The organism is Halopiger xanaduensis SH-6 (assembly GCF_000217715.1).
Taxonomy (GTDB): Archaea; Halobacteriota; Halobacteria; order Halobacteriales; family Natrialbaceae; genus Halopiger; species Halopiger xanaduensis.
In genome coordinates this window covers 623,334-646,675 of the sequence record NC_015666.1, presented here as the reverse complement: position 1 = coordinate 646,675, position 23,342 = coordinate 623,334, and the positions used below count along the sequence as shown (strand labels likewise).

At 59.6% G+C, this 23,342-nt stretch carries 27 protein-coding genes; 14 read left to right on the top strand and 13 right to left on the bottom strand.

Annotated elements, in window-relative coordinates:
• The first annotated feature begins 65 nt into the window (after nt 1–65).
• The 6 genes from HALXA_RS03155 (at nt 66) to HALXA_RS03145 (ending at nt 4,857) form a co-directional block, all read left to right on the top strand.
• Complete coding sequence (locus HALXA_RS03155) at nt 66–1,685, top strand: DUF7845 domain-containing protein (protein WP_013878858.1); 1,620 nt, start codon at nt 66–68, stop codon at nt 1,683–1,685.
• Between the two features lie 355 nt (nt 1,686–2,040).
• Nucleotides 2,041–2,598 carry a hypothetical protein gene (locus HALXA_RS21615; protein WP_148263626.1) on the top strand — a complete coding sequence of 186 codons (558 nt, stop codon included), beginning with the start codon at nt 2,041–2,043 and terminating at the stop codon, nt 2,596–2,598.
• Nucleotides 2,599–2,715: 117 nt separating this feature from the next.
• On the top strand, nt 2,716–3,069 hold the full coding sequence (locus tag HALXA_RS21610) for a hypothetical protein (protein WP_013878857.1): 354 nt from the start codon (nt 2,716–2,718) through the stop codon (nt 3,067–3,069).
• 48 nt (nt 3,070–3,117) lie between these two features.
• A complete protein-coding gene (locus HALXA_RS21605) occupies nt 3,118–3,519 on the top strand; it encodes an undecaprenyl-diphosphate phosphatase (RefSeq protein WP_148263625.1) in 402 nt (133 codons plus the stop codon).
• 506 nt (nt 3,520–4,025) lie between these two features.
• Nucleotides 4,026–4,280: a DUF7692 domain-containing protein gene (locus HALXA_RS03150; RefSeq protein ID WP_013878856.1), complete on the top strand. Its 255-nt coding sequence runs from the start codon at nt 4,026–4,028 to the stop codon at nt 4,278–4,280.
• Between the two features lie 112 nt (nt 4,281–4,392).
• On the top strand, nt 4,393–4,857 hold the full coding sequence (locus HALXA_RS03145) for a hypothetical protein (protein WP_013878855.1): 465 nt from the start codon (nt 4,393–4,395) through the stop codon (nt 4,855–4,857).
• A gap of 52 nt (nt 4,858–4,909) precedes the next feature.
• Here the strand turns inward: HALXA_RS03145 and HALXA_RS22405 are convergent, their stop codons facing one another.
• The 7 genes from HALXA_RS22405 to HALXA_RS03110 all read right to left on the bottom strand — a co-directional run bounded on the left by HALXA_RS22405 (nt 4,910) and on the right by HALXA_RS03110 (nt 11,030).
• Entirely contained in the window at nt 4,910–5,293 is a 384-nt protein-coding gene (locus tag HALXA_RS22405) for a hypothetical protein (RefSeq protein WP_013878854.1), read from the bottom strand.
• Nucleotides 5,294–5,453: 160 nt separating this feature from the next.
• Nucleotides 5,454–6,623, bottom strand: coding sequence for a hypothetical protein (locus HALXA_RS03135; RefSeq protein ID WP_013878853.1), 1,170 nt, complete (start codon nt 6,621–6,623; stop codon nt 5,454–5,456).
• Entirely contained in the window at nt 6,620–7,426 is an 807-nt protein-coding gene (locus HALXA_RS03130; RefSeq protein WP_013878852.1) for a hypothetical protein, read from the bottom strand. The genes HALXA_RS03135 and HALXA_RS03130 overlap by 4 nt, the downstream gene beginning before the upstream one ends.
• A complete protein-coding gene (locus HALXA_RS03125; RefSeq protein WP_013878851.1) occupies nt 7,423–7,956 on the bottom strand; it encodes a hypothetical protein in 534 nt (177 codons plus the stop codon). The genes HALXA_RS03130 and HALXA_RS03125 overlap by 4 nt, the downstream gene beginning before the upstream one ends.
• 2 nt (nt 7,957–7,958) lie before the next feature.
• Nucleotides 7,959–9,800 (bottom strand): hypothetical protein, encoded by a 1,842-nt coding sequence (locus HALXA_RS03120; RefSeq protein ID WP_013878850.1) that lies wholly within the window; start codon nt 9,798–9,800, stop codon nt 7,959–7,961.
• The gene (locus HALXA_RS03115; RefSeq protein WP_013878849.1) at nt 9,800–10,597 is read right to left on the bottom strand and encodes a hypothetical protein; all 798 of its coding nucleotides are present in this window, start codon (nt 10,595–10,597) and stop codon (nt 9,800–9,802) included. Before HALXA_RS03115 ends, HALXA_RS03120 begins: the two co-directional genes overlap by 1 nt.
• Before the next feature lie 10 nt (nt 10,598–10,607).
• Complete coding sequence (locus tag HALXA_RS03110; RefSeq protein ID WP_013878848.1) at nt 10,608–11,030, bottom strand: hypothetical protein; 423 nt, start codon at nt 11,028–11,030, stop codon at nt 10,608–10,610.
• A 117-nt stretch (nt 11,031–11,147) separates the two neighbouring features.
• Here HALXA_RS03110 and HALXA_RS20930 point away from each other — a divergent pair, with 117 nt between their 5' ends.
• On the top strand, nt 11,148–11,333 hold the full coding sequence (locus tag HALXA_RS20930) for a hypothetical protein (RefSeq protein ID WP_013878847.1): 186 nt from the start codon (nt 11,148–11,150) through the stop codon (nt 11,331–11,333).
• Between the two features lie 81 nt (nt 11,334–11,414).
• On the opposite strand, the gene HALXA_RS03105 is transcribed toward HALXA_RS20930, so the two are convergent.
• Nucleotides 11,415–11,858 (bottom strand): type IV pilin, encoded by a 444-nt coding sequence (locus tag HALXA_RS03105; protein ID WP_013878846.1) that lies wholly within the window; start codon nt 11,856–11,858, stop codon nt 11,415–11,417.
• A gap of 327 nt (nt 11,859–12,185) precedes the next feature.
• Here HALXA_RS03105 and HALXA_RS03100 point away from each other — a divergent pair, with 327 nt between their 5' ends.
• Complete coding sequence (locus tag HALXA_RS03100; protein ID WP_013878845.1) at nt 12,186–12,980, top strand: hypothetical protein; 795 nt, start codon at nt 12,186–12,188, stop codon at nt 12,978–12,980.
• Nucleotides 12,981–12,992: 12 nt separating this feature from the next.
• Here the strand turns inward: HALXA_RS03100 and HALXA_RS03095 are convergent, their stop codons facing one another.
• Entirely contained in the window at nt 12,993–13,277 is a 285-nt protein-coding gene (locus HALXA_RS03095; RefSeq protein ID WP_049895391.1) for a hypothetical protein, read from the bottom strand.
• Between the two features lie 559 nt (nt 13,278–13,836).
• Here HALXA_RS03095 and HALXA_RS03090 point away from each other — a divergent pair.
• Entirely contained in the window at nt 13,837–14,889 is a 1,053-nt protein-coding gene (locus HALXA_RS03090; RefSeq protein ID WP_013878843.1) for a tyrosine-type recombinase/integrase, read from the top strand.
• Between the two features lie 363 nt (nt 14,890–15,252).
• Here the strand turns inward: HALXA_RS03090 and HALXA_RS03085 are convergent, their stop codons facing one another.
• On the bottom strand, nt 15,253–15,705 hold the full coding sequence (locus tag HALXA_RS03085) for a type IV pilin (protein WP_013878842.1): 453 nt from the start codon (nt 15,703–15,705) through the stop codon (nt 15,253–15,255).
• Nucleotides 15,706–16,193: 488 nt separating this feature from the next.
• Here HALXA_RS03085 and HALXA_RS03080 point away from each other — a divergent pair, with 488 nt between their 5' ends.
• On the top strand, nt 16,194–17,366 hold the full coding sequence (locus tag HALXA_RS03080) for a C45 family autoproteolytic acyltransferase/hydolase (RefSeq protein WP_013878841.1): 1,173 nt from the start codon (nt 16,194–16,196) through the stop codon (nt 17,364–17,366).
• 82 nt (nt 17,367–17,448) lie between these two features.
• On the opposite strand, the gene HALXA_RS03075 is transcribed toward HALXA_RS03080, so the two are convergent.
• Nucleotides 17,449–18,555, bottom strand: a complete 1,107-nt coding sequence (locus HALXA_RS03075) for a glutamate-cysteine ligase family protein (RefSeq protein ID WP_013878840.1) — start codon at nt 18,553–18,555, stop codon at nt 17,449–17,451.
• 423 nt (nt 18,556–18,978) lie between these two features.
• Between HALXA_RS03075 and HALXA_RS03070 the strand changes: the two genes are divergently transcribed.
• From HALXA_RS03070 to HALXA_RS03060, 3 genes are read left to right on the top strand one after another with little or no spacing between them, the layout of a single operon-like run.
• The gene (locus tag HALXA_RS03070; protein ID WP_013878839.1) at nt 18,979–19,608 is read left to right on the top strand and encodes an NAD(P)/FAD-dependent oxidoreductase; all 630 of its coding nucleotides are present in this window, start codon (nt 18,979–18,981) and stop codon (nt 19,606–19,608) included.
• A 15-nt stretch (nt 19,609–19,623) separates the two neighbouring features.
• Nucleotides 19,624–20,250, top strand: a complete 627-nt coding sequence (locus tag HALXA_RS03065; protein ID WP_013878838.1) for a VOC family protein — start codon at nt 19,624–19,626, stop codon at nt 20,248–20,250.
• Nucleotides 20,247–20,921, top strand: coding sequence for an alpha/beta hydrolase (locus HALXA_RS03060; RefSeq protein WP_013878837.1), 675 nt, complete (start codon nt 20,247–20,249; stop codon nt 20,919–20,921). Before HALXA_RS03065 ends, HALXA_RS03060 begins: the two co-directional genes overlap by 4 nt.
• Nucleotides 20,922–20,933: 12 nt before the next feature.
• Here the strand turns inward: HALXA_RS03060 and HALXA_RS03055 are convergent, their stop codons facing one another.
• Entirely contained in the window at nt 20,934–21,542 is a 609-nt protein-coding gene (locus HALXA_RS03055) for a GNAT family N-acetyltransferase (protein WP_013878836.1), read from the bottom strand.
• A 132-nt stretch (nt 21,543–21,674) separates the two neighbouring features.
• Between HALXA_RS03055 and HALXA_RS03050 the strand changes: the two genes are divergently transcribed.
• Complete coding sequence (locus tag HALXA_RS03050) at nt 21,675–22,322, top strand: polymer-forming cytoskeletal protein (RefSeq protein WP_013878835.1); 648 nt, start codon at nt 21,675–21,677, stop codon at nt 22,320–22,322.
• A 21-nt stretch (nt 22,323–22,343) separates the two neighbouring features.
• Here HALXA_RS03050 and HALXA_RS03045 read toward each other — a convergent pair whose 3' ends face one another.
• The gene (locus HALXA_RS03045; RefSeq protein WP_013878834.1) at nt 22,344–23,273 is read right to left on the bottom strand and encodes a phosphatase PAP2 family protein; all 930 of its coding nucleotides are present in this window, start codon (nt 23,271–23,273) and stop codon (nt 22,344–22,346) included.
• Nucleotides 23,274–23,342 lie beyond the last annotated feature (69 nt).

Sequence of the window (23,342 nt, the reverse complement as noted above, 5' to 3'; positions counted from 1 at the left end):
TACCGCTGTTCGGAGTGCGGTGCCGATCTCGTCGGTCGGACTGACCCCGAGGAGGAACGGGGGCGATGACGCAGGTCGAGACGACGCCGCACGAGATCGAGGGCCGCTGGAAGTGGCCCGACTGGGGCCGCGGTCCATACGATGCACTGTCGTCGGTGATGCTCGGCCCACCGTTCGAGGGATACCTGGAGCTGGACATCGAGATCGACGGCGAGCCCTGGCACCTCGAGGTGAGCTACAGCAAGTCGGGGTTCGCGCCGCGACTATCTGACGGAATCAACGCCGAGCGGCTCTACGAGTGGGATATTCGCGGGCGCGGGCGCGGCGAGCGGAAGGCGTCGTACAATATCTCGCCGCGGTTCCCGAACATGCGCCACTGGGAGACCGGCGAGCCGGTGAATCTCCCCTGGGAGAATCAGATCGGCGAGGTCGGCGGCGTCGACGTCGAGTTCCACGTCAGTAACATCGAGCCCGACCGTGGTCTCGAGTTGCTGCCGGAGTTCTTCACGGCGATCTTCGAGCACGCCGAAGAGCGAGTCCATCCCGAGTACTTCCGGACGGACCCGCACCCGGCGAGTCGGATGTGGGCGTACGAGCGGTACGTCCGAATCCGTCGGCAGTGGGCCGAAAAGCTCGCATCGGCCGGTGTGCTGCAGAAGGTAGTTCACTATCTCTCCGACCTCGAGGGGATCGTCGCGGAGTTGCAACTCAACAACAAGGAAGTGATCAATCACCAGAACCGGCTGATCCTCGATCCTACGTCAGCTGCAAAGTTACTGCCCGGTCACACCTATGGGCGGAAGTTCGAGATCTACCAGCTGGCTGATCCGGACGCAGTCTCGAAAGATCACCCGTCGTACCATCCGAAGGTGGAAGTCCTGGTGAACAAGTCAATGAACGACGGTGAGGCATGGGCATGGGCCGACCGTCACGAGGTAACCGAACAGATAGACGAGACGCTACTGAACGCGCTGCACTGGGAAGATATCCCGTTCGGTCCTGACGGGAACGACGTGTACGTGCCCGACGATCACTTCGATGCCGTCGCTCGAGACGACCAGGTCGAACTCTACGAAGATCCGACGCCGCGCCTCGAGGCGAAGACGGACCACCTGTTGATGACGACGCTGCGGGACATGGGCGAGACTGCCCGCGAGGTGACCGAGACAGTTGCCACCGACGGCAGTGGGACCGTCGACGGTCTCGCCGACGAGTTGGGCAAGCACCCGGCAACGATCTACCGCGCGATCGAAGACCTCGGCGACATCCTCGAGTTGGATCAAGGCGAAATCTCGTTCCGAGCGCGGAAGTATCAGGAGGAGTTGCGTGCACTTGTCGAGTCAGCCGAGTACGCAATCGAGAGTTTCGCTGATCGCATTCAGCATGTGATGGGCCTGGCCGACCATATCGCCGAGTCGTCGCCGTTCCAGAAGTGGCTCGCAGAGAACGGTGCTGAAATCGAATTCGACGAAAGCGGCAATCCGAAGAAGCTCCGAATTGACGCGATTCTGTCGCTGAAGAAGGCCGATAGCTTCGAGAACGCTCGGCGCGTCGCCCAGGAGGCGATCGACGCGTGGCGTCACTCCGGAAACGACGTCGTGCCGTTCAGCAAGGTGTCGATGGTCTGGCGGACACCTGGAGGCGGCCGCGACAGCCACCGCGTGGGTGCGATCGCCGACTGGTAGAACCGCCCTCGTGAGTGGCAACACTATTCTGCGGCCTGTTTTCGGCAAGTTCGCTTGTATAATAGCGGCTGTTAGTCAATTCTGATTGTAGTTTTTTCCTCGAGGAGGTGCCGCCGTCGCGATCGCGACGGGTCGCCTGCGGGTCGGTTTCGCGCTGCGCGCGAAACGCCCCTTGGCGGGTGTCGCCAAGGCGACAGCGCCAAAAATTACAGCGCCCCTGCCTCGTCCCCGTGAAAAATCTCCAGTTGAAACTCACGAAACGAGGCAGTCTAAGCGCTTATTCTGCTCCTTAGGAGCGCAAAATAGTTAGAACTCTACCGACCGTGTTATTACAAACTATCAATAACCGATTAATATGCAATCGACTGACTTGCCAAGTCTGCTAAAAGAAGAAGTTGAGATCCTCTATTTATATGTTCCAGTCGTGTTTGGTTATCTATATCATCTTGAAGGCGAATTACAATATTTGATTGTAGGGATCCTCTCAATGATTTTTCCGGCAATGGATATAGCTCACTCATATTATCTGAATGGTAGAATGTTTTTGGGAAATAGCATGGACCCAACCAAACTTGCGGCTTTATATATGATTTCTCTCTTGATTTATGTTCCCTCGCATATTTATGGTATGTCCGAATTATTTAGTGTTTTAAACCATAATAACCTAATAAGTACTGTACTGTTTTTCGTTGGCTCTTTTCTTACAATATTGGCTACTTTTTCCTGGCTCTTGTTCAAATGGACAATAAAACCGCCTAAAGACTTGCATGCAGTCCCAAGCGACCTACAGGAGCCATTGTTAGAGTTGCGTGAAGGGATGAAAGATATTCAGCTGAGTGATCTTGAGGAAGTTCCGGAGAACTTGCGAAAGCCAATAGAGGATCTGTATAGGTCACTAGACGACGTAGAATAAGGACCAATTCATATCCTTTCTCTCAGATTCACTGTACTTAGAAACAATTCCTGCTATAAGAGCCACTCTTTTTATAATTCGAAGCAGTTACTAATGCTAAACGGTGAATAAGTCAGCATGGACAATAGAAGTACTTCCGCAGGGATATTCCTCAGGTTTTACGATGAAGATGGCGAATTGATAGAAGAGTTTACATCTGATAATTTACCAATACCAAATGAGGGGGAAGAAATTCTGTTAACGAATATAACATTCAAAGAATTTGAAGGAGAGGAAATGGATGATGATATAGAGATGAATTCATTTGGGAGTTATGAAATTACGGAAATCTCAAAGCAATACTCTAAGGTCAGTGTGGAAAATCCAGACGGTGAGTTAGAGATTGAAAATTCACCATCTATTATAGTTGATATTTATACGAAGGAACTAGGTTATAGCGATGATAGTGCTGATGATAATATTGAAGGATAGTACATTGAACCAATAGCAATTTCAATTAGCAGTGTAGAGTCAATTACAATGTCTGAACCTGGAACTGATCAGAGTGACGGTGAGAACCCCTCCCCAAATCCACGGGATCTAGTAGATAACTCTGAAGATGAAATCGATGAAAGAATCATACAGAACTTACAAAATATACAGGAAAATCAGGAATTAGCACAACAAGAAAGAAAGCACTTGCGGGGGAAGATTAACCGCAAGATGGATGGGTTGGAACGTCATGTGAAAAAAGAGAATGATCCTACTGAATTCACTGCTGAAGACCTCTATCGATCGGTTGTTCTTGCAACAATTTTTGTGGGAGTTGTAGGAATGTTAATAAGTATAATAGTCTCTGGATATGGATTCATACCTCTATTTGGAATTGGGATTGCCTTTTTGATATTCGCTTATAAAATGGGAATCCCTGACGAGTTATGAGCTTTAAACAAGTCGGTCTTGCTGAGATTGGTACTGACTTCTGCATTACAGCAATTTTACTAGCTAATATTGCTGGAACAATCCAAATAGGGGCTTCTAGATATAATCTCCTTGCTGAAAGTCTAAACTCAGAGATATCTTCTACTGAGTATCTATTATTGGTCTTTGTATCACTGATATTCATATTCGGTGTTTTCCTAACGTCAAGTATACTGTACTTGAAATATTTGAAACTAAAGAGGTTATCAGAACAGGCGAAATAGCAATAAATCTTATTGAAAATCGCTCTATGGATCTTTCTTCTCCCCCTGGGGTTGCACGTTGACAGAATCCGTTTCCCGAGTATGCACACGAATCGAGCAGTGCCGTGTGCATATTGGTCGGCGATCACCATGATGATCCCGTCGACCGCTCTGGTAGAGTGATAGAAACACCCCGGATTTGGGCTGTATAGACCGGTCCAGTGAGTCGAAAAAACTAGGATTTCCGGGGTCGTGTGTACGAGCATGCGAATTCGAACTGACGGCGACTACGCCTATCGCGAGGATGCAATCGAACGAGCAGCAGATTTCTACGACTGTAACAAGACGAAAGCCGTGGTCTCTGCCTGCGAAGACGTGCCCCGTCTCGTCGCAGCTGCACGCCAGGTCCTCGAGCGCGACGATCTCACTCACGAGCAGCGCCGGGAGATCGCTGAAACGTTATCGACTCGAGTGACGAACTTCGAGGTAGAGAAGACCGTTACCATTGTTCAAGATTAGAGGTTGGCACCCCACTCCCGATATCACGGAAGCCCGTATAGAGTCTGGATTCAATGGTAGGTGACCAAACTTCGTCAAAATACCTAAGTCACTTCGGCAATTTATCTAAGTTATGCGCGACCCAAATTCCAATCGTAGTGAGCGCGACCTCGAGGAGTATCCAGATCCAGAAGCATATCGACGCACACTGATTGAGAACGTTGGCCAGTACAACGCCAAGCTAATTCAAGATCCTTCCGACCAGACTCCTCGCGAGTATAAGCTGACCTACCAGAACCCGTTCGAAGGTGAAATTGAATTACACTTCAATGATGCTAAAAAGGCAGCCCTCCATACCTCTCTCCTAATTACTCTCGGAGACTTCAGCCAGCAGGATGTTGGCGATGATGGAGTCCCCCTGAAAGTTGCGCTCGATGGTCGCCCAGCAATTGCCGCATATCTATATGTAGTGCAGGAGGAACCCACCAGAGAGATTGCGGCGACTCTGGGGGTAGATCGGAGGACGGTCTGGGACTATTGGTCGAAGATTCGACAGCGAGCCCGCGAGGACCCAGATACAGTGGAATGGAAGAACTAGCCTCCCCAAGCTAGCATCGCTTATCTCTGTTTGAGGTGTTCAACAAGTCGAATTAGAAGATATCGCCGATCGCGATCTTCGCTTGCTCGGTTCCACGATGATCGCCACCACCGTGCCATCGGAGTAGCGGGAGATCACACGCTCGAACCATCTTATCCTTCACGATAGTCAGTCCCGAACGGCCGTGCGGTCGGTAAACGACGAAACAGTACCAGCCGTTGTGGCGCTGTAGCTTGTCGTGATACTCCCGATAGATCTTGAAGTTCCCCGGTTGGCCGTTCGAATGCTCGAGCATGGTACTCTTGATTTCGACGGGTGTTCCGTTCCCGAATCTGGCGTCGTGCCAGCTGGCCCGCTCGAGATCGAACCGACGCTTCCGGGCCATCCGCTTTTCGCAGATCGTGCCGAAGTGATTGGCGCGCTTCGAGCGGTTCACGCGGACCACGCGCGTCGCGCGCCGCTATATATACACCTCCGCCGCCTGCGACCCGCCCGCCCATCGGTCGTATCGCTCCCGCTCGGGAGCGACCGGGGCCGGCGATGGGCTACAGTAAACCCGGGGGAGTTTCGCTTTACGGGTTGACACCCCGACGCCCTCATGCAATCACCTGCTCGACGGTGTTAACCCAGTCGGCCTTTTCGCCGCCGTCGTCGATCTCTTTCCACCAGTTCGAGACGGTAGCGTGGCTGTAGGGGACGAACTCGGCGGTTTCGCGTGCGGACATTCCCTGCCGGCGGCACTTTTCCATCGTCCAGGCGGCGACCCGCTTCACGTCTTCCTCGGCAATCGCCTCGCCTTCCTTGTCGTCGCCTTCGGGGGCTTCCCACGACCAATCGGCTTCGTCCTGTGTGTGGAAGTTCCAGTCCGTCGGCGGAATCCCCTCGAGGGGACGGGGATCGACGTCGACGAGCTTGCCGCCGGAAACGCGGTCGGCGACGACGGCTTGCTTCTTCGATTTCTTCTTGATAATCGTCCCAACGCGCCAGAGGAGCGGGTGAATCGACGATTCGTCGTGACCGATATAGATGAGTGCGCCGCCGTATTTGCGGATCTTGAACACCAACGGCCCCATCTTCTGGCGAACCTTGTGGCCGTCCGCGCCGGTCCCGCTAGCATTGGTCGAGAACTCGTCGCCGATGAATAGTTTCGGCTGCTGGGGGTTCTCGACAGGATCGCCGTCCTGCGTTGCCCACTCCTCGAGTAGGGGGTAGTGTGGAATCCAGCCGTCCTCGACGGTGCCGTCGTCGCGTACCCAGTCGTCGAGTCGATCGAGCGTCCGGATGTTCGAGCCGACCAGGAGGTCGCCGTCGACCCACCGCTCGCGCAACTGGCCCAACAGCCCAGCGAAGTCGGTCTTCCCCGCGCCCATCTCCCCAAGCACGACGATCACCGGCGCGGGGCCGGCGACGATCTCTTGCAACCGCGTGACCGCTTTGATCCCCGCGAGGTCGGCCTGCTGCGAGGGATCGCCGATGTAGTGTTTCAGCGTCAGCGTGTCGCCGTTCTCGAGGGCGTCGCGAGCCGTCTCGCTGCCCTCTGCCCGCAGGATGTCGCGGTTCTTGCCGACGGCCATGTAGTCTTTCGCAGCCTTTCCGTCCCAGCGGTCCACATCGTGATGGATCGCCCGCATGGCCAGCTGGCGATCGACATGCTCGTCGCGAACGAATCCCGAGTGCGGGAGCACTTCGTCGGGATCGCGCTCGAGGTTGTTGGCCTGGTACTCGCGAAAGCCGCCGACCGTGTAGTTGTCCTGTTCGTCGCTCATCGTTCACCCCCGTCGGTTGCGGCTTGCTGGGCCTGTTCTGCGGTCGCTGGCGGGCCGCTCGTCGTCTCGATGCCGTGTTCGTCGGCGTAGTCCTCGACGAAGCCGTTGATGTCCTTGATGCCCTCGGTCGCGTTCTTCTCGGCGTCGTCGCGAGCGTCTTCGAACCGTGATTTGACGGCCGTCTTCGGGTTCATCAGCCCGCGCTCGTCGGCCTCCGCTTCTTCGTTGATCACGTCCTTCTGGATTTGCAGCCCCATCTTCGAGATCCGACCGCGGAGCCGATTCGCTGCGAGATATTCTTCAACGAGATCGCCATGGATGTCCTCGAGCATGGCCTTCACCGTGACAAGTTTCGAGTCGCTGAGTTGGCTGAAGTAGCAGCCACGAACGATCAGCGTCTCGGTGTCCGCGTGCCAGTCGAACTCGCGAACCTCGAACGCAGAGCCGTCGTTGACCGGGTACGGCGACGGTCCTTCGACGGTCTTGTTTTCCCAAACGCCGGGCTCGACGTAGTATTTCTCTCGTTCGTCGGTGACGCCGTTGATGTGGTGTATCGTCACCATATTCCGCTGCCGGAGCTTGCGCGAGCCCGTGATGAACAGCCCCAGCAGCGGTGGCCCGAGCAGGAACGTCGCAGCGATCCAGCCGTGCACAATGGGCGGGATACCCGGCAGTTCTGGTCGGAACCAGACTAACAGGATGGCGATCGATACCATCGCGCCGCCGACGAGCAGCTGCGCCTCGGCGACGACGTAGGTCACTCGGTCCGACCAAGAGCCGAAGGTGCCGCTGGTGTCGCTCATGCCTCGATCACCCCGGTCTCCTCGCTGCGAACGACGTACCACGCGCCGAGACCAGCGAACGAGACGGTCATGGCAACGCCGGAGAACAGCCCCGACTCACCGCCGAAGTGTTTCAGCGGATTCCGTTCGACCGTCCCGACCGAGACGAACGCGCCGGTCCCCTGCTGAAGCGACCGCCGCGTCGCGACCGCGACGCCCGCGCCCTCGCGGTCGGTGACGGCGAAGGTGATCGTGTTCGATCCCTCCTCGAGTTCCACTTCATCGTAGTTGAACGAACCCGTCCCTTCCTCGAAGCCGCCGGCTTCGGTCATCGATACCTCGGTTTCGGTGTCCGCCTCGACCGTGATCGTGAACATGCCCGGCCGGTACTCCCAGTCAGTGATCCGGGTGTCGCTGTCGATCGCCTGGACGTCCTCGCTCTCAGTCTCGACGGCCGTCCCGTTCGTGGCGTTCTCCTGCGCGGCGACTGCGCCCATGCCCACCGCCAGAGAGAGCACTACTACCGCTGCAAAAACGAAAAATCGGGACATGGCTACTTTCCACCAACGAACGGAATGAAGTTGGTTGCGATTCCTACCACCGACATGACGATAACGCCGATAATCGCCAGTCCCGCGATCTGGTCGCCGCTGAAGTCGCTGAAGCCGCCAACCGACGGGAACCCCCATCCGCCGTCGTTCTGCGATTCTTCGTACTTTTGAATCAGTTCTTCATTGCGCTTTCTCATCTTCTCCCATTCCTCTTGAGTGATGTAATTCTCGTCGTTTTGGGGCTCGGACTGCTCGAAATCGAGGGATTTCACTTGCTGGCCGTCGGAATCCGTAATCTCCACGACCGTAAACGACTGATCAAGTTGAATGGTTTCCCAGTTGGTATCGTCGGTCGTAGCCGACATTTCGACGGTATCGACTTCAGTTATGGACGTTTCTACTTGGTCCGATATATCGACTGTCCAGACCGTCTCGTCCGAATCGTTCGTTTTCTCGCTGAAGTCGTCGGCCGTGACGGTCGCCGTCTCTCCAGCGATAGTTTTGATGGCGTATTCCGTATCAGAGAAGGGTTCAGCGGTGAACGTGACAACCCCGCCATCAACACCGGTCTCGTACTGTCCCCACTCCCCGTTACCTGCAGCAACGTCGTAGGTGAAATACACATCGCCGCTCAGGTCTGCCGGGTTGTAGGTTTCTCCGGCCTCGATCGGGCCATCTGAGTCATCGGTGAGTGCAACATTACCGGAGATCGTCACCGTGCCGTTATCCTGCTCGATCTCGATAGTCGCCTCGCGCTCGAGGTCGACCGGGATGTTAAGAGCGATCAGGTCGGCAATCCCTTGGTTCACGCCCTGATCAGACGAGATTTCCGCCATCTCCCGCGGCGTTAGCAGGTCAGACGTGTCGATTTCACCGGACTGAACCTCACCGTACACGTTCGACACCCACGTTTGCAGGCCGCTTTTGACATCGCTTAGGACCGTCTCAAATTCGTCGTAAAGATCAGTCCATTCCTGCTCCTTGAGGTAGACCACTTTGTCCGAGTTAGAGTCAGACGGCGGATAGACATCGACAACAGGTAACGTGCTGTCGCCGGTATCGGAGTCAATAGAATCGTTTCGGTACGGGGACCACTCGTTGCCGCTTTGAGTATTGAATTCCACAACGTGCACATCCATTGTGTCGCCGTTGGGGAACTCGGCGGTCTGCTTGTTTTTCTCCGTCCGAGCCTGCCGAACAGTATCAGTATCCGAGTGTCGCGACTCAATCAGGCCGTCCAGACCAAGATCAGAGTGATCCTGAACTTTCGTGATGAGGTTTTGAAGCTCGTTGACGGACTCATTCCACGACCGCAGGAGGTTCTTCATCGGAGTGGTGACGCTTTCCTCCGCCGCTTTGAAAGCAGCGTCTTCGACCTCTTGCTCGGTTTTCTCGTCGTTCAGCGCCTCAATCGCGGCCACCTTGCCATCAGCATATAAGGAGTGTTCTAAGCCCGTGTTGATGATATTTCGATTGTCAACGAAAGTGCTCGCATTATTCGATTCGCGCTTTTTAGCGGAGTTATAGACGCTTTCGTGCAGCGCGTCGGGGGTCATGCCCTCCGGTGGGTCATCGGCTCCGATAACCTCGTGTTCGCGAAGCGCCCAGCCGACCGCTGCGCCAGCGGTCGGTGCGAGCACGATCGCCGCGGGCGGAATCGCTCGAGCACGTCCTGCCGGAGAGAACTGCGGGACAGCCTGCGAGCCCGCCGCCCCGATCGCCGCGGTCGCCGTCGCCGCGGTCATTACCCGCCGCATCGCCTCACGTCTCGAGATTCCGTCGCCGTTACCCCCCTCGAGCGTGGGCTGTGGGCCGGCGTCGTCCGGCGAGTCAGCGGCCGACATTAGCGACCACCCTGTCGGCACGCGGCCGCCCCGGCCGTCGCGATCGCCGCGACAGCGACGCCGGCACCGAAGCCGGGCGACCCGTCCGAACCGTCGGCGTTGCCGAAGAACCCGCCGCCGATCGAGGCGTCGTCGGGCGCGACGTAGCCGCTCTCGATGTTCGATTCGTTTCCGACCGTGACGAGCACGCGGTACTCGGTCGCCAGTTCGAAGTAGTCGCTCGAGTCGTTGCCGGCGGTGTATTCGTTCGTGACGGTATCGTTCGTCGCGCCGGTCACTGAATCGGAGACGACCGGATCAGCCGTCAGCGTCAGCGACAGCACCTCATCGTCGGACGTGATAGAGTCCGACGAAACCGTCGACAGGTCGACGGTCCCGTTGTCGGCGAAGTCGTCGCTGCTCACGTCGACCGTCGTCCCCGACTGATTCAACTCGGCCGAGTAGGTCGCACTCGGCACGATGTCGTCGGAGACCTCGAGCACGGTCCCGTTCAACGTCCCGGAATGGGCCGGTTCGGTCCCGTTGACTTGCCACGCTTCCTCGTTGTACGATTCGAAGTCGACCGTTTCCGTGCTCGAGTTGTTCGCGAACTCGCTGGCGAACTCGATGTCGAGCTCAACGTAGCTGGTATTCTCGGTCGTCTCAATCGTGCTATTCTCAATCTCGTTGGGACCACTGCCTTGGGCACTCGCAACCGCAACGAGCCCGAAACTCAGACAGAGGATGACCGTCGCCCACGCGACGAGCAGTACGTAAGCCGTGCTGGGGGAAACCAGCGTTCTGAAAGAATGTGTCATTATGGGCACCTCAGTAGTACGCGATCAGGTAGTAGCCGGCCCCGTTGAACATGATGAGCAGCAGGCCAGCGTACCAGTACGCGGCCATAGCGGCCCCGACAGGCGGGACGAGCGCGACCGCGAGATTCAACAGAACCATCCCGCCAACCACAGCGCCCTGCTCTTGGCTGAAATCGCTGAAGTCGCGCGCCTCGTTCGACAACCAGGCGATCCCGATGATGATCATCGAGAAGATAAATGCATACGTGATTTCCACGCTGGAGGCGCTGTACAGCGCGTCGCCGAGATAGAACGTGATGGGTGAGTCAATACCGATCGTGCCCAGCCCGGACATCGCCAGCGTCGCGGCGACGAACAGAGGCGCGAGCACGGCGTCGATCAGGTCGACGCCTTCGTGATTCTTCATTCTGCTGAACGGGTTTGCTGTTGCCATAGTGCGACGGCGAGCGGTCGAACCCGACCCTACGAAAACCTCAGCAAAACCGTGGCACAACCTTGGTATCGCTGATAGTCACCAACATTTATACCAAGGCGGGTTGCCGCCGCTTCCATGGCGCTGAACAAACTCCGCCAGTTAGACCAGAACTCGCTCGGGGTTACGCTCCCGAAAGACGATCTCCGCGTCGAGGGACTACTGAACGGAGACGGTGAACTCAAGGACGAGCATCATATCCACATTCGTCATGTCGATAACGGTGAATGGCATCTTGAACTCGTCAAAGATCTGAGTACGTGATTATGGTATATTCCCGGTAGTAGTAACTAATCGGCAACATATCGACGAGGCTATTTAGAAATAATATGGTTTAGATGTTTACTAGAAGTCCCACTCAACAGAACCGATGACGGTTTCAGCGTTACCATCAATAGCGACGATATTCACTTCACCCGTATCCTCAAGGGAGTTAGATGAGCCATTCTCAAGCGTATGAGTGGTTCCGACACCGTCAAGGTCGCTTAGAGTCACTTCGTCATCTCCACCAGTGTTCTGAAGTCCCTCACCTTCCCGAACAACGAACTCCTCAGCATTCCCCTCCTTCTCTAGAGTGAAGTGGATCTCTCCAGAGTTGTTAACATCAGTATCGACAGCTGCGTTCACGGTACCCTCGCCCATGCTATCACCCATATCGAGGACAAACGTCGCGATAACGGCAGCCAGAATCACAGTGATAGCAACCATTAAGATAACTCCAATAACAGGCGATACAGCGCGTTGTTCTTCCGATCCGACCAGTTTGCCACGGATGAGTTTCAGATCCATATGTTCTCATGCGCCGTGAACGGTCGGAAGGATTATCCACAGTGGTACGGAACCACCGACTGCACGGGGGGATTGGAACACACCATCCCGTCGCACCCTTCCTTGCCGCTCCGATTTGGCGCTGATAACTACCAGTGGAAGCGGGGTATATATAAGTTCCCGATAGTGTCTCCCATTGAACGAAAAGACGGTGTTATGGGCTTTCAGATCTGATAATTAGGCGGGCATAGAACTGCTACAGCACCGGCTTGAAGCAACGCCGTCTTGCGATTTCCTGTATATCAATGAGTCGGCACCTACTTGGTATCTGATTGATCACTGTTGCATATGGTCGAGTCCACGGGGTTGGTCTCCGAGCAAGCGCTTGCGCGCACCTACGACGGTGGCGCATATCCGGAGGCGTACGAAGTCGTCGAGCAGTATCGACGCGCGATCGAATATGCTCGTAAACACGACGTGGGCTCGAGTGCAACTGCCTCGGCGCTAGACCTTCCACGATCTCGACTTCGCACTTGGATCGACGATAGTGGTGCACCCGATGTCGTTCGCGGAATTGAGACGGCACGTGATTACGGCTGGCTCAATTGTTCCTACGATGATCCGGAGTTTGCGGGTCTGAATGTTCTTGTCGCGAACGTCTTTTCAGGCGGATCGATCGCTGAACAGTACTACCGTCCGTCGTTCTCGTTGAATCGCCGGAGTGAAGACTCACACGTCATTGATGCGCTCGAATTGACCAGCGTCGACTATCAGGTAGTCGCCGATCGCGACAGTCGTGCCGACGAGATTCGTCCCACTGACGACGGCACGGTTCTCGGGCGCGTGCTCGCCACGCTTGGCGCACCGATTGGTCCGAAGGCCGACCAGCATCTCGAACTGCCCAACTACCTCGAGGCCGCACCAGCAGACGTTCGCGAGACCTTCGTGTACGCGTATCTCGAGAACCGGGCGATCGAACACGACGAGAAGGAGACGCTACACATCCAAGAGGAGCGGAATCGGGACTACCTCTCAGCACTCGCAGATTTGATTGACGATGTTGCCGACGGAGGCGTTGCACTTCGAGACCGCCATATCGTTATCTCTGCTGACGCGGCACGACGGTTGGGAACTGCTCGGTAGAATCTGATTCTGCTATTCGGTTCGCTCGAGATCTGCAGCATCGAGATCGCCGCTGAGATACGCACGCCCTTTTTCGGTGATCTTGTAGGGTGAACCCTTCCCGTCTTCTGTTTGCTCTAACAGCCCATGTTCTGCCAATCGGTCCATTCGGCGGGAGAACGTGCTTAGACTCTTGTCTAGCATCCCAAATTCGTCGACCAAGTTGTAGCGGACTGCGCCGGGTTTGAGAGCCACCGGGCGACCGTCGACCTCGAGCTCGTCGAGAAACTCGAGAATTGAGTCGTCAACTTCGTTCATCCACGGTACCCGGGGGCGCATACCCCGGTATTCCGGTGATCGTTTCTTAGTCGCACCGATGAGATTTCCTGGTACATGTTTTATTCTGTGTGTGCAAGTTCTATTGCATAGATTTAAGTTATTCCGCTATAGTCGAGAATCCAACGGGAGCCAGACGGACCCGCCGCTGCCCGGTCGGGTCCTCGTCAGAATTCGCGGACCCGGTGTTAGGGGCACCGGCCCGCTGGCTTCCGTATCCATACTACGGAAGCATGCAATCGCTCGACGCCATAGGGAATAAAATTCCCGTTCGACCGACGTATAGACGACTAGAAAGCGACTATATTCGAGAACGCAGGTATTCAGCAGTATCAGCGGATAGTACTGCCGAATCTGCTTCCCGGACATTTTCCGGCCACTTTCCGGACACGGGATACAACCTCTTACAGCGTTGGTTTCAGGGTATAGAGCAAATATTGGTGTTTTCCGGACACAGCCGCTATAGACCTAATGTCCGGAAGTTCGTTCCACCGTGTATGTCCGATGTGATAGTTGGTTCACCGGCAGCAGGTGGTAGCAGATGACTGCCGACCTCGAGCCGATCGCACCGCACGAAGCGGTCAAGATGTATCACGACGCGATGCGCGACGAGCACGCAGAATCGACGCGCCGAAGCGAGAAACACCGACTACGCGCGTTCGTTCAGTTCTGCGATGAAGAGGGAATCGAGAACCTGAACGATCTCTCCGGACGGGATCTATACAAATACCGGACCTGGCGTCGCGAGGGTCATGGCGACGACCGTGAACCGATCAAGTTGGTTACGCTGAAAGGCCAGCTCGCGTCAGTGCGTCGGTTCCTGCGGTTCGCAGCGAACATCGATGCTGTCCCGGCAGAGCTGTACGAGCAGGTCACGCTGCCGACGATGAAAAATGGCGAAGACGTGTCGAATTCGACGCTGAAGCCGGAGCGAGCGGTCGATATTCTCGACTACCTCGAGAACGCGCAACCGGCTTCGCGAGACCACATTATCGTCATGTTGCTGTGGCGAACGGGAGCGCGAACCGGGGCGATCCGTGGGCTCGACTTGCGAGATCTTGATCTCGACGGTTCGCATCCGCGCGTGTCCGGGCCTGCGATCCATTTCGTTCACCGACCGGATACCGGTACTCCGTTGAAGAATCAGGAGAAGGGGACTCGCTGGAACCGAATCAGCGAGAAAACGGCCCGGTACCTCGAGGACTATATCGAGTACCATCGCCCTGACGTGACGGACGACCACGGCCGGGAACCGTTGATTACGACGGAATACGGCCGTCCAGCAGGGAACACGCTTCGAAAGACGCTCTACCGCGTTACGCGCCCCTGCTGGCGCGGTGAACCGTGTCCGCACGAGCGTGATCCTGACGAGTGCGAAGCGACGCACCTGGACCACGCGAGTAAGTGTCCGTCGGCACGGTCGCCGCACGATCTCCGGAGCGGTCGCGTGACCTTCTATCGTCGCGAGGATGTCCCCCGGCGAGTCGTCAAGGATCGACTCAATGCGAGCGAAGACATCCTCGATCGGCACTACGACCGTCGTTCCGACCGCGAGCAGGCCGAACAGCGCACCGACTACCTTCCAGACCTATGAAATCCATGAACGCCAACCTGAACGTCGCGAACATCGACATCACCCGATCCCATCGTGCCCGTTATCTGCGAACATCGTGAGCAGTAACAGCGCCAAGATTTGAACGAGACGAGTCGTGCGTAGCAAGCACGTCTCGGCATTGTTCAAACTCACGCATCTGTGCGAAGACTATTGTTTTAGGGCTTCTATCCGGAAGCTCGAATGTGGTCCGCTACTGTTCGTATTCGCGGGATTCCAAACCCGGTCTCCTCTCTAAGAATGGCGATTTCATTTATCAATTGAACGTACCCTGTGCAGTTAGGACTGTTTTCGCTTAGTCCAGTAAAACCCAACTCTTGTTAAATAAAATATATTAGTGCGTGTTTATGAGAAGTCCCATTCGACAGAGCCAATGACTGTCTCAGCGTTGCCATCAACAGCAACGATATTCACGTCACCGGTGTTATTGAGTACGCCACTACTACTATCCTTCTCGAGCGTCACAGTTGATCCAGTGCCGGAGAAGCTAAGTTCATGTTCGCCACTACCACTCGAACTACTGTTTAGACCGTCCCCGTTACGCACATAGAACGTCTCAGCGTTTCCTTCCTTTTCAAGGGTGAATGTAATTTCTTCGTCCTCATTGCTGACATCTGAATCAAGAGCAGCGTTTACCGAACCTTCGCCCATGCTGTCGCCCATATCGAGGACGAACGTCGCGATCACTGCAGCCAGAATCACCGTAATTGCCACCATCAGAATAACTCCGATAACGGGCGATACGGCGCGTTGTTCTTCCGATCCGACCAGTTTGTCACGCATTAGTTTCAGATCCATGTATTCTCATGCGCCCTGAACGGTCGGAAGGATTATACACGGTGGTAAGGTACCACCGACTGCACGGGGGATTGGAGCACACCATCCCGTCGCACCCTTCCTTGCCGCTCCGATTTGGCGCTGATAACTACCAGTGGAAGCGGGGTATATATAATTTCCCGATAGTGTATTTGATCGAACGAAAAGACGGTCATATACGCTTTCAGGCCTGATAATTAGGCGGGCATAGAACTCCTACAGCACCGGCTTGAAGCAACGCCATCTTGCGATTTCGATTTCATCCCTCGAGTCGGTGGTTACGTGATACGTCTGGCAGGGCAGACCTGTATGACTGTGGATAGCCGGTTACCGACCGCGCAGACCCTCGCGCGCACCTGCGACGGCGGCCAGTACGAGGATGCATCCGCGGTCGTCGCGCAGTACTACGACTCGCTCAAGCACTCCTTTTCAAGCCTACTCCCCAAACCCCTCGAGCCATCACCACCTGTATGGACGACACCGCCGTCGACACCACGCCTGCCGTCCCCGAGGTCGACACCTTCGCCGAACAGGCCCGCCGCCGCGCCGAAACCGAACGCGAGGCCGTCGAGTGGGCCGTCGACGAACTCGAGAGCCTCGTCGATGACCGCGGGGTCGACCTCGAGCCGCTGCTTGAGTACGCCGAGCGCAGCCGGGAGAGCCTGCCGGCTCGCCACCGGCGGGCCTACGAGGCGATGGCGGACGTGTTCGACGTCGACGCGGCGGTATACGAAGCCTACGTCTTCGCGTTCTCGGAACTCTGCGAGGAACTGACCGAGGGGACCGGCCGCTCCGAGCGGAATCCCAGGGGGTGTACGAACGCGCTAGTCGCCGAGCCCGCGGTCGCCGACCGGGCTGACGCCGCCGGGCCGCTGGTGCTCAAGAACCGCGACATCGCGGGTCGGGGCCTGCGCCCGAAGTCGATCGTCGAACAGCCGCCGATCGACGACTACCACGGGATCCTGACGATCGACACCTGCGGCACGATCTCGATGTTCAAGGGCGTCAACGACCGGGGGCTGGTCGCGGCCAACACCTACATCGACAGCGAGCGCGACGACATCGATCCCGAGGATCAACTGCGAAACGGCACCGTCATCCGGATGCTCTTAGAGGAGTGTGCGACCGTCGAGGCGGCCCGCGCGAAACTCGAGTCCTCCCCCACGAAACACCTGATGGGCCAAACGCTGTTTCTCGCCGACGAGACGAATGCCGTCCTGCTCGAGGTCGATCCGGTAGCCGAACAAATCTCCGCTGACGACGGCCCGGTCGTCACGCGGACCAACCACTTCGTCATCTCCGACTCGACCGAGGCCGAGAGTTCGACGAAACGCCGCCGCCGCGCCCTCGAGTTGCTCGAGGAGCTTGAGCCCCTTACCCGCGAGGACCTCTGGACGATCGCCCGCGACCACGAGCACGGCCCCGGCGACGACTCGATCTGTCGCCACCCGGAACCCGAGGCCGGCGAGTACGCGACGGGGCAGCTCACCACCGCCAGCACGGCCGTCTTCGAGGGCGGCGCGCCGACGATCGAGATCGCGACGGGCAACCCCTGCGAGGATGAGCGAATGCGGTACTCGTTCGGCGACGCAGTCCCGGCCGACCTGCGGACGGGTCGGCGCTGGCTCGAGGGGATGACCTGACGACTGCCGCACGAATTTTCCGAAGAAAAGACGCTCCGCTTGCAGCCTGCGGTGCCGGGACCGGACCCGAATCAGAACGGCTTCAGGCGCGGACGCGGCGCTGCTCGAGGTCGGCCTCGAGGCGCCGCGCGGCTGCGAGTCGCAGGCGCTTGGCGCGGCGTTCGGTAAGCTGGCCGTCGGGAAGCCGCGTCGTCAGCGGCTCGTAGTTCGACGGCGTGAAGCCGAGCCTGCGGAGGTACGCTTGCACGTTCGAGTCCTCGAGGCCGTTGTAGATCGCGGCGTCAGTGATTTCCTCGACGGTGTCGAACGCGGGGAGCGGGACGCTGTCGGCGTTCGGATCGTCACCGGTCTCGGCACCGGCGCGGTCCGGATCGCCGTCGACGACGGCAGTACCGCGAGCGTCTGCCTGTGCGACGATCGAGCGGACCTCCTCGGCGAGTTGCAGCACCTGGCTCGGTAGTGCTGCGTCCGGCGAGCGCCACTCGACGGTCGGCATCGCCCGCCGCAGCCGGACCGGGTTCCAGCAGGCCTCGTAGGGGTCGAACGCCTCGTCGAAGGCGTCGGGGTCGACGCCGCGCTCTATCGCGCGCTCGCGGAAGGTCCCGAAGGCGTCGTCCATCCGTTGCTCCCACTCGGCGACGCTGTCGACGTAGGGCCACAGCTGGCCCTGCTCGGGGCAGGCGCCGTAGCAGGAGCGCCGGTAGAGGTAGGGGCGAGCGCACTCGAGGATCCGTTCGCCGCGGTAGTGCGAGGAGCTGGTGAGGAGCGCGAACGCGGGGTCGATCGCCGTCAGCGCGTTGAGCTGGTCGACGACGCTGGACTGTTCGAAGTGAATGTGCGTCCCGGCACAGACGCGGGCATCGTCGAATCCGGGGCCGACGATCCGTCGCTGGAGATCGGTGCTTCGCTTCTCGCGGTACGGAATTTCGGACGGCGAGGCGGACAGCGGCGTCGCCAGCGGGACGAGCCGCTTGCCCTGCTCGCGGGCCGCGTCGACGACGGTCGCGATCCGATCGCGGAACTCCGTACGGAGTTCGGCCATCGACGTGCACGGCGTTGTCTTGATCTCGAGCATCGGCTCGACGAACTCGGGGTCGATCCCGTCACAGACGTCGAGCAGTGAGTCGGGTGGGACCAGGTCGCCGTCGTCGTCGACGACCCAGTACTCCACCTCGAGGCTGGTTTTCATGGATGTCTCTTGCGCTTGTGAGTCGGTGGCCCCCGAGCGGCCGTCGGGGGACGGGCGGGAGCCGAGTTGTGGCGGCACCGATACCGAATATCGCATCTGCACCGCACTGCGCCGCGTTCGGTGCCGACGTGGTACGTCGTGTGTACCGAGAGTGTAGCGCCTATCCCGGTGAACCGATTGAGCTTGCGTACGAAAGTAGTAGATTGCGCCGCAGAGCGACTGTACCGTGCTAGTACACGGGTTTCAGAGAATGCGGTACGCTACCAGTGGACCTGCGTCTGCAGGATCGTGTAACCACCCTTTCGTTCTTTTCCGTCTCATCTGGAGGGGCGGAGATAGCCGCCCTACTAACGCCCGTGTCACGTGATTGCGTCGGCGTCTCTGCTGGGTTCTTACCCCTGAAGTAACAAGATACAACCACGTATGAGCGACGACGCGAACGCGACTGCGGACGACGGCAGCGACGCTTCGGTAATCGTGGTCGGCGGCGGCCCCGCCGGCCTGAGTGCCGCCCTCTTTACCGCGAAGAACGGGCTCGAGACGACGGTCTTCGACGCCGACGGAACGTGGATGCACAAGGCGCACCTGTTCAACTACCTCGGCATCGGCTCCGTCGGCGGCACCGAGTTCATGGAGACGGCCCGCCAGCAGGTCGACAGCTTCGGCGTCGACCGCCGGCAGGGCGAGGAAGTGACGAGCGTCGAGGCGGCCGATACCGGCGACGGCTTCGTCGTCGCGACGGAGGACGGCGAGTACGAGGCCGACTACGTCGTGCTCGCGACGGGCGCGAACCGCGACCTCGCCGACGACCTCGGCTGCGTGTTCACCGAGGAGGACGTGGTCGACGTCGACGTCGAGATGGAGACCAGCGTCGATAACGTCTACGCGACGGGCGCGATGGTCCGCCCCGAGGAGTGGCAGGCCGCGATCGCGGTCGGCGACGGCGCCGCCGCAGCACTCAACATCCTCTCGGACGTTAAGGGTGAACACTACCACGACTTCGACGTCCCCGCGGACGCCGAGCGCGTCTTCGGCGACGCGGTCGCGGAGTGAGTAGTGAGTGATCCCATGTCCGACGAATCCGAATCCACGACCCCGGTGACGCCCGAACTCCCCGACAGCCCGTTCCACACGACGGGCACCGACCATATCACGATCTGGGGAAGCAACGAGGAAGACACCGTCGAGTTCTACCAGGATCTCCTGGGGATGCCGCTGGTGCTGCGCCAGCCGAACCTCGACGATCCCTCGCAGACCCACCTGTTCTTCGACACCGGCGACGGGCGCATCCTGACCTTCTTCGTCAGCGACGACCGCCCCTCCGCGCGCGGCCAGCGCGCCGGCGTCGGCGCCGTCCACCACCTCTGTTTCAGCGTCGAACCCGACGAGTACGAACAGATCATGCAGTCCCTCGAGGAGGCCGGCCACGGCTACAACGTCTTCGACCGGGGCATCTTCCACTCGATCTACACCCGGGACAACAACGGGCTGGTCATCGAACTCAGCGCCGACAAGTACGAGATTCCGAACGACCGCCGCGGCGAGATCCTCGCGAAGGCCCAGGAACTGCGCGAAGCCGACGGCGCCGAGTACGCCAAGGACGAACATCTCCGGCAAGCCATCGAGGAACTCGGCCTCGAGGTCGTCGAGCACGACCTGCCCGACGCGAGCGCGGGCGTCGGTGGTGTCGAATGAACCGCGGCGGCGGCCACCAGGGCGAGAACCCGCACCAGGGGCAGGAACTGGTCACGGCCGGCACCGACCTCGCGGACGCCGAGGCCGCGATCGTCCTCGTCCACGGCCGCGGCGCGACGGCCCGCAGCATCGTCCAGATGGGCGAGGAGATCCACCGCGAGGGCGTCGCGCTGCTGGCCCCGCAGGCGGCCCGGCGCACGTGGTACCCGAACTCGTTCCTCGAGCCGGTCGAGAAGAACGAACCCGGCCGCAGTTCGGGGCTGCAGGCGATCGAAGACGCCATCGGCGAAGCGAACGACGCCGGCATCCCGACCGACCGGATCATGGTGCTCGGCTTTTCGCAGGGCGCCTGCCTCTCGAGCGAGTACGTCGCGCGCAACCCGCAGCGGTACGGCGGCCTCGTCGCCTTTAGCGGCGGCCTCATCGGACAGGCGATCGATCCCGACGACTACCTCGACGTCGAGAGCGACCTCGAGAATACCCCCGCATTCCTCGGCTGCAGCGACTCCGACCCGCACATCCCCGAGGAGCGCGTCCACGAGACGGCGGACGTCCTCGAGGAACTGAACGCCGACGTGACCACCCGCATCTACGAGGGGATGGGCCACGGCGTCAACGAGGACGAACTCGCGTTCGTCGGCGAAATGGTCGCGGACCTGCTCTCACGGTAACTGCGGCGCTCCTTACTGCTCGAGCCGTTCGTCACCCGCTGCGACGAGCGATTCGACGTCCACGTCGTGATCGTCCTGCAGCGCGGCGAACGATCGCGGGCGATCCGGAGCGTCCCCCTTTTCGCCGATCGAGCGGCGCCACCAGGCGACGTCCCGCCACTCGTCCTCCGTGTACCCCACCGCGGGAAAGTCGCCGACGCGCTCGAAGCCCATCTTCTCGTGGAAGCCGACCGTTTCGGGGTTCGGCAGCGTCGTCACGGCGTAGGCGTCGCGGATCCCCTGGCGCTCGAGCACCGCGAACAGCGACTCGTACAGCGCACGGCCGACGCCCGACTGCCGGGCGTCTTCGGCGACGTAGATCGAGAGTTCGACGACCCAGTCGTAGGCGCGGCGCTCGCGCAGTCGGTGGGCGTAGGCGTAGCCGGCGACCTCGCCGTCGATCTCGCAGACAAGCCACGGGTACTCCTCGAGCGTCGATTCGATCCGCTCGGCCACCTCGGCCGCCGTCGGCGGCGTCTCCTCGAAGGTGACGGCCGTCGATTCGCAAAACGGCGCGTAGATGTCGCGGACGGCCGCGGCGTCGTCGGGCGTCGCGACTCGGATGCGCGATCGCGATTCCATAGCGGGCGTTTCGATCGGTCGCTGATAAGCGCGCCGACTCCTCGTCGCCGCACTGTCTCCTCGTTTCGCTGTCTCAGCCGCTGCAAAGGCGCACAACGCCTTTCCGTCCCGTCGGTGTCCGATCCCCGTACGATGTCCCGATCTCGAGGACCGCGGTGCTCTCGACGCCGACTACTCTGGGCCGCGAGCGGAGCTGCGGTCGGCCTCGCCGGCTGTACCGGCTTGCAGTCCGACGCCGGCGCCCACTGGCGGGAAGGAGGTGCCGACGACGGCGAGTACGAGCGCTTCGGCGACGGGACCGAGTCGGAGACGGCGGTCGGGGAGTCGGACGTCGACGCGCAAACGGACGCGAACGGGACCGAGGGCGACGAGGACGACACGACCGGCGGATCGACCGACGATCTCGTCATCGTCTCGGCCGACGACGAGCGGGATGACGGCATCGAGACCGGCGGCTCCGTCGTCCTCGAGTCCGATGCCTCCGTCGACGACGACGTCGAGGCCGGCTATCAGGTGGCCCTCGAGGACGACGCCGAACTCGACGGGAACCTCGAGGCCGGCGACGACGTCCGGCTCGATCCGGGGGCTGCGATCGACGGCAACGTCGAGGCCGGCGGCGGCGTGATCCTCAGCAACGGTGCCGAGATCGACGGGAACCTCGAGGCGGACGGAACCGTCGCCGTTGCGGGAGACGCGGAAATCGACGGGAACGTCACCGGCAGCGCGGTAACTGTCGCCGGCGACGCCGAGATCGACGGCGAAATCACCGAGACGGGCTGAGGAGGCGGATCGGACGAATATTCAAATGCCGCTGGGGCGGGATCGCAGTGTGTGCAGGACGGGAGCCGCAAGGACCGCTGCGAGACCGAACCCGAGCGCGCCGCTGGCTGCGGGCACGGGCATCGAGACGAGTCCGAAGTAGACGAGCGCACCCGCCAGCGGTGCGAACGCGCCGATCGCGAGTCCGATTCTGATCGCAGGTCGGCGATCGGTCCGCGAGCGAGAGCGGCGGTCGCGGTCGCGTTCCGGGAGCCGTTCGCCGAGCCGAACGAGTTGCCAGCCGCCGAACGCGCCCAGCGACGCGCCGAGTAACAGGACGGCGTCCGGATCGTCGCTGGCTATGAGGGCGGCACTCGCGCTCGCGAGAACGGCCAGCGCGAACGCTGCCGTCCCGCGATCGGCTGCGTACCGGTCGAGCAACCACTCCGCGGCGAGCACCAGCAGCAACCCGCCGGCCGCTCCGGCAGCGACGTCGACGAGGTAGTGGACCCCGAGCGCGACCCGCGAGAGACAGACCACGGCGATGACGGTCGCTGCACCGAGCAGTCGCTGGCGAGCCGTCCCGATCGAGAGTCGTCCGGCGAGGCTGACGTAGACCACCGTCGTCATGAACGCGTGGCCGCTCGGAAACCCGTAGCCGTCGGCCGTCCCGGTCGCCTCGTACAGCGGCCGGACCACCGCCGGCAGCGTCTCGAGTTGCACGAGCGTCCGGTCCGGCCGAGGGAGCGCGAAGGCGTATTTCAGCGCGAGGAGAATCCCGAATCCCGCCAGCAGCAGGCCCACGAGGACGGCCCCCTCCTCGCGGTCGTCCGTCCGGTACAGGTAGAACCCGCCGACGAGCAGCGTCAGGAACCAGACGTCGCCCAACTGCGTCAGGAGCGCGACGACGATCGCCGCCCACTCGGGGACCAGTTCCCGTATCGGATCGAACTCCGCGATGCCTCGAGTCATGCCCGCACCTACGGGGACGACCGACTAAGGGCTAGCGACTCCCGACGCGACGCGTCGATTCGATCCGGT

Bases quoted from the DNA above. Each gene is read 5' to 3' on its own strand.
- HALXA_RS20930 (WP_013878847.1), top strand. From the start codon at position 11,148: ATGGCGCTGAACAAACTCCGCCAGTTAGACCAGAACTCGCTCGGGGTT.
- HALXA_RS03145 (WP_013878855.1), top strand. From the start codon at position 4,393: ATGCGCGACCCAAATTCCAATCGTAGTGAGCGCGACCTCGAGGAGTAT.
- HALXA_RS03090 (WP_013878843.1), top strand. From the start codon at position 13,837: ATGACTGCCGACCTCGAGCCGATCGCACCGCACGAAGCGGTCAAGATG.
- HALXA_RS21610 (WP_013878857.1), top strand. From the start codon at position 2,716: ATGGACAATAGAAGTACTTCCGCAGGGATATTCCTCAGGTTTTACGAT.
- HALXA_RS03100 (WP_013878845.1), top strand. From the start codon at position 12,186: ATGGTCGAGTCCACGGGGTTGGTCTCCGAGCAAGCGCTTGCGCGCACC.
- HALXA_RS03050 (WP_013878835.1), top strand. From the start codon at position 21,675: ATGTCCCGATCTCGAGGACCGCGGTGCTCTCGACGCCGACTACTCTGG.
- HALXA_RS03115 (WP_013878849.1), bottom strand. From the start codon at position 10,597: ATGACACATTCTTTCAGAACGCTGGTTTCCCCCAGCACGGCTTACGTA.
- HALXA_RS03075 (WP_013878840.1), bottom strand. From the start codon at position 18,555: ATGAAAACCAGCCTCGAGGTGGAGTACTGGGTCGTCGACGACGACGGC.
- HALXA_RS03125 (WP_013878851.1), bottom strand. From the start codon at position 7,956: ATGTCCCGATTTTTCGTTTTTGCAGCGGTAGTAGTGCTCTCTCTGGCG.
- HALXA_RS03085 (WP_013878842.1), bottom strand. From the start codon at position 15,705: ATGGATCTGAAACTAATGCGTGACAAACTGGTCGGATCGGAAGAACAA.
- HALXA_RS03105 (WP_013878846.1), bottom strand. From the start codon at position 11,858: ATGGATCTGAAACTCATCCGTGGCAAACTGGTCGGATCGGAAGAACAA.
- HALXA_RS03120 (WP_013878850.1), bottom strand. From the start codon at position 9,800: ATGTCGGCCGCTGACTCGCCGGACGACGCCGGCCCACAGCCCACGCTC.
- HALXA_RS03135 (WP_013878853.1), bottom strand. From the start codon at position 6,623: ATGAGCGACGAACAGGACAACTACACGGTCGGCGGCTTTCGCGAGTAC.
- HALXA_RS21615 (WP_148263626.1), top strand. From the start codon at position 2,041: ATGCAATCGACTGACTTGCCAAGTCTGCTAAAAGAAGAAGTTGAGATC.
- HALXA_RS03055 (WP_013878836.1), bottom strand. From the start codon at position 21,542: ATGGAATCGCGATCGCGCATCCGAGTCGCGACGCCCGACGACGCCGCG.
- HALXA_RS21605 (WP_148263625.1), top strand. From the start codon at position 3,118: ATGTCTGAACCTGGAACTGATCAGAGTGACGGTGAGAACCCCTCCCCA.
- HALXA_RS03095 (WP_049895391.1), bottom strand. From the start codon at position 13,277: ATGAACGAAGTTGACGACTCAATTCTCGAGTTTCTCGACGAGCTCGAG.
- HALXA_RS03150 (WP_013878856.1), top strand. From the start codon at position 4,026: ATGCGAATTCGAACTGACGGCGACTACGCCTATCGCGAGGATGCAATC.
- HALXA_RS03155 (WP_013878858.1), top strand. From the start codon at position 66: ATGACGCAGGTCGAGACGACGCCGCACGAGATCGAGGGCCGCTGGAAG.
- HALXA_RS03130 (WP_013878852.1), bottom strand. From the start codon at position 7,426: ATGAGCGACACCAGCGGCACCTTCGGCTCTTGGTCGGACCGAGTGACC.
- HALXA_RS03045 (WP_013878834.1), bottom strand. From the start codon at position 23,273: ATGACTCGAGGCATCGCGGAGTTCGATCCGATACGGGAACTGGTCCCC.
- HALXA_RS03110 (WP_013878848.1), bottom strand. From the start codon at position 11,030: ATGGCAACAGCAAACCCGTTCAGCAGAATGAAGAATCACGAAGGCGTC.
- HALXA_RS03080 (WP_013878841.1), top strand. From the start codon at position 16,194: ATGGACGACACCGCCGTCGACACCACGCCTGCCGTCCCCGAGGTCGAC.
- HALXA_RS03065 (WP_013878838.1), top strand. From the start codon at position 19,624: ATGTCCGACGAATCCGAATCCACGACCCCGGTGACGCCCGAACTCCCC.
- HALXA_RS03070 (WP_013878839.1), top strand. From the start codon at position 18,979: ATGAGCGACGACGCGAACGCGACTGCGGACGACGGCAGCGACGCTTCG.
- HALXA_RS03060 (WP_013878837.1), top strand. From the start codon at position 20,247: ATGAACCGCGGCGGCGGCCACCAGGGCGAGAACCCGCACCAGGGGCAG.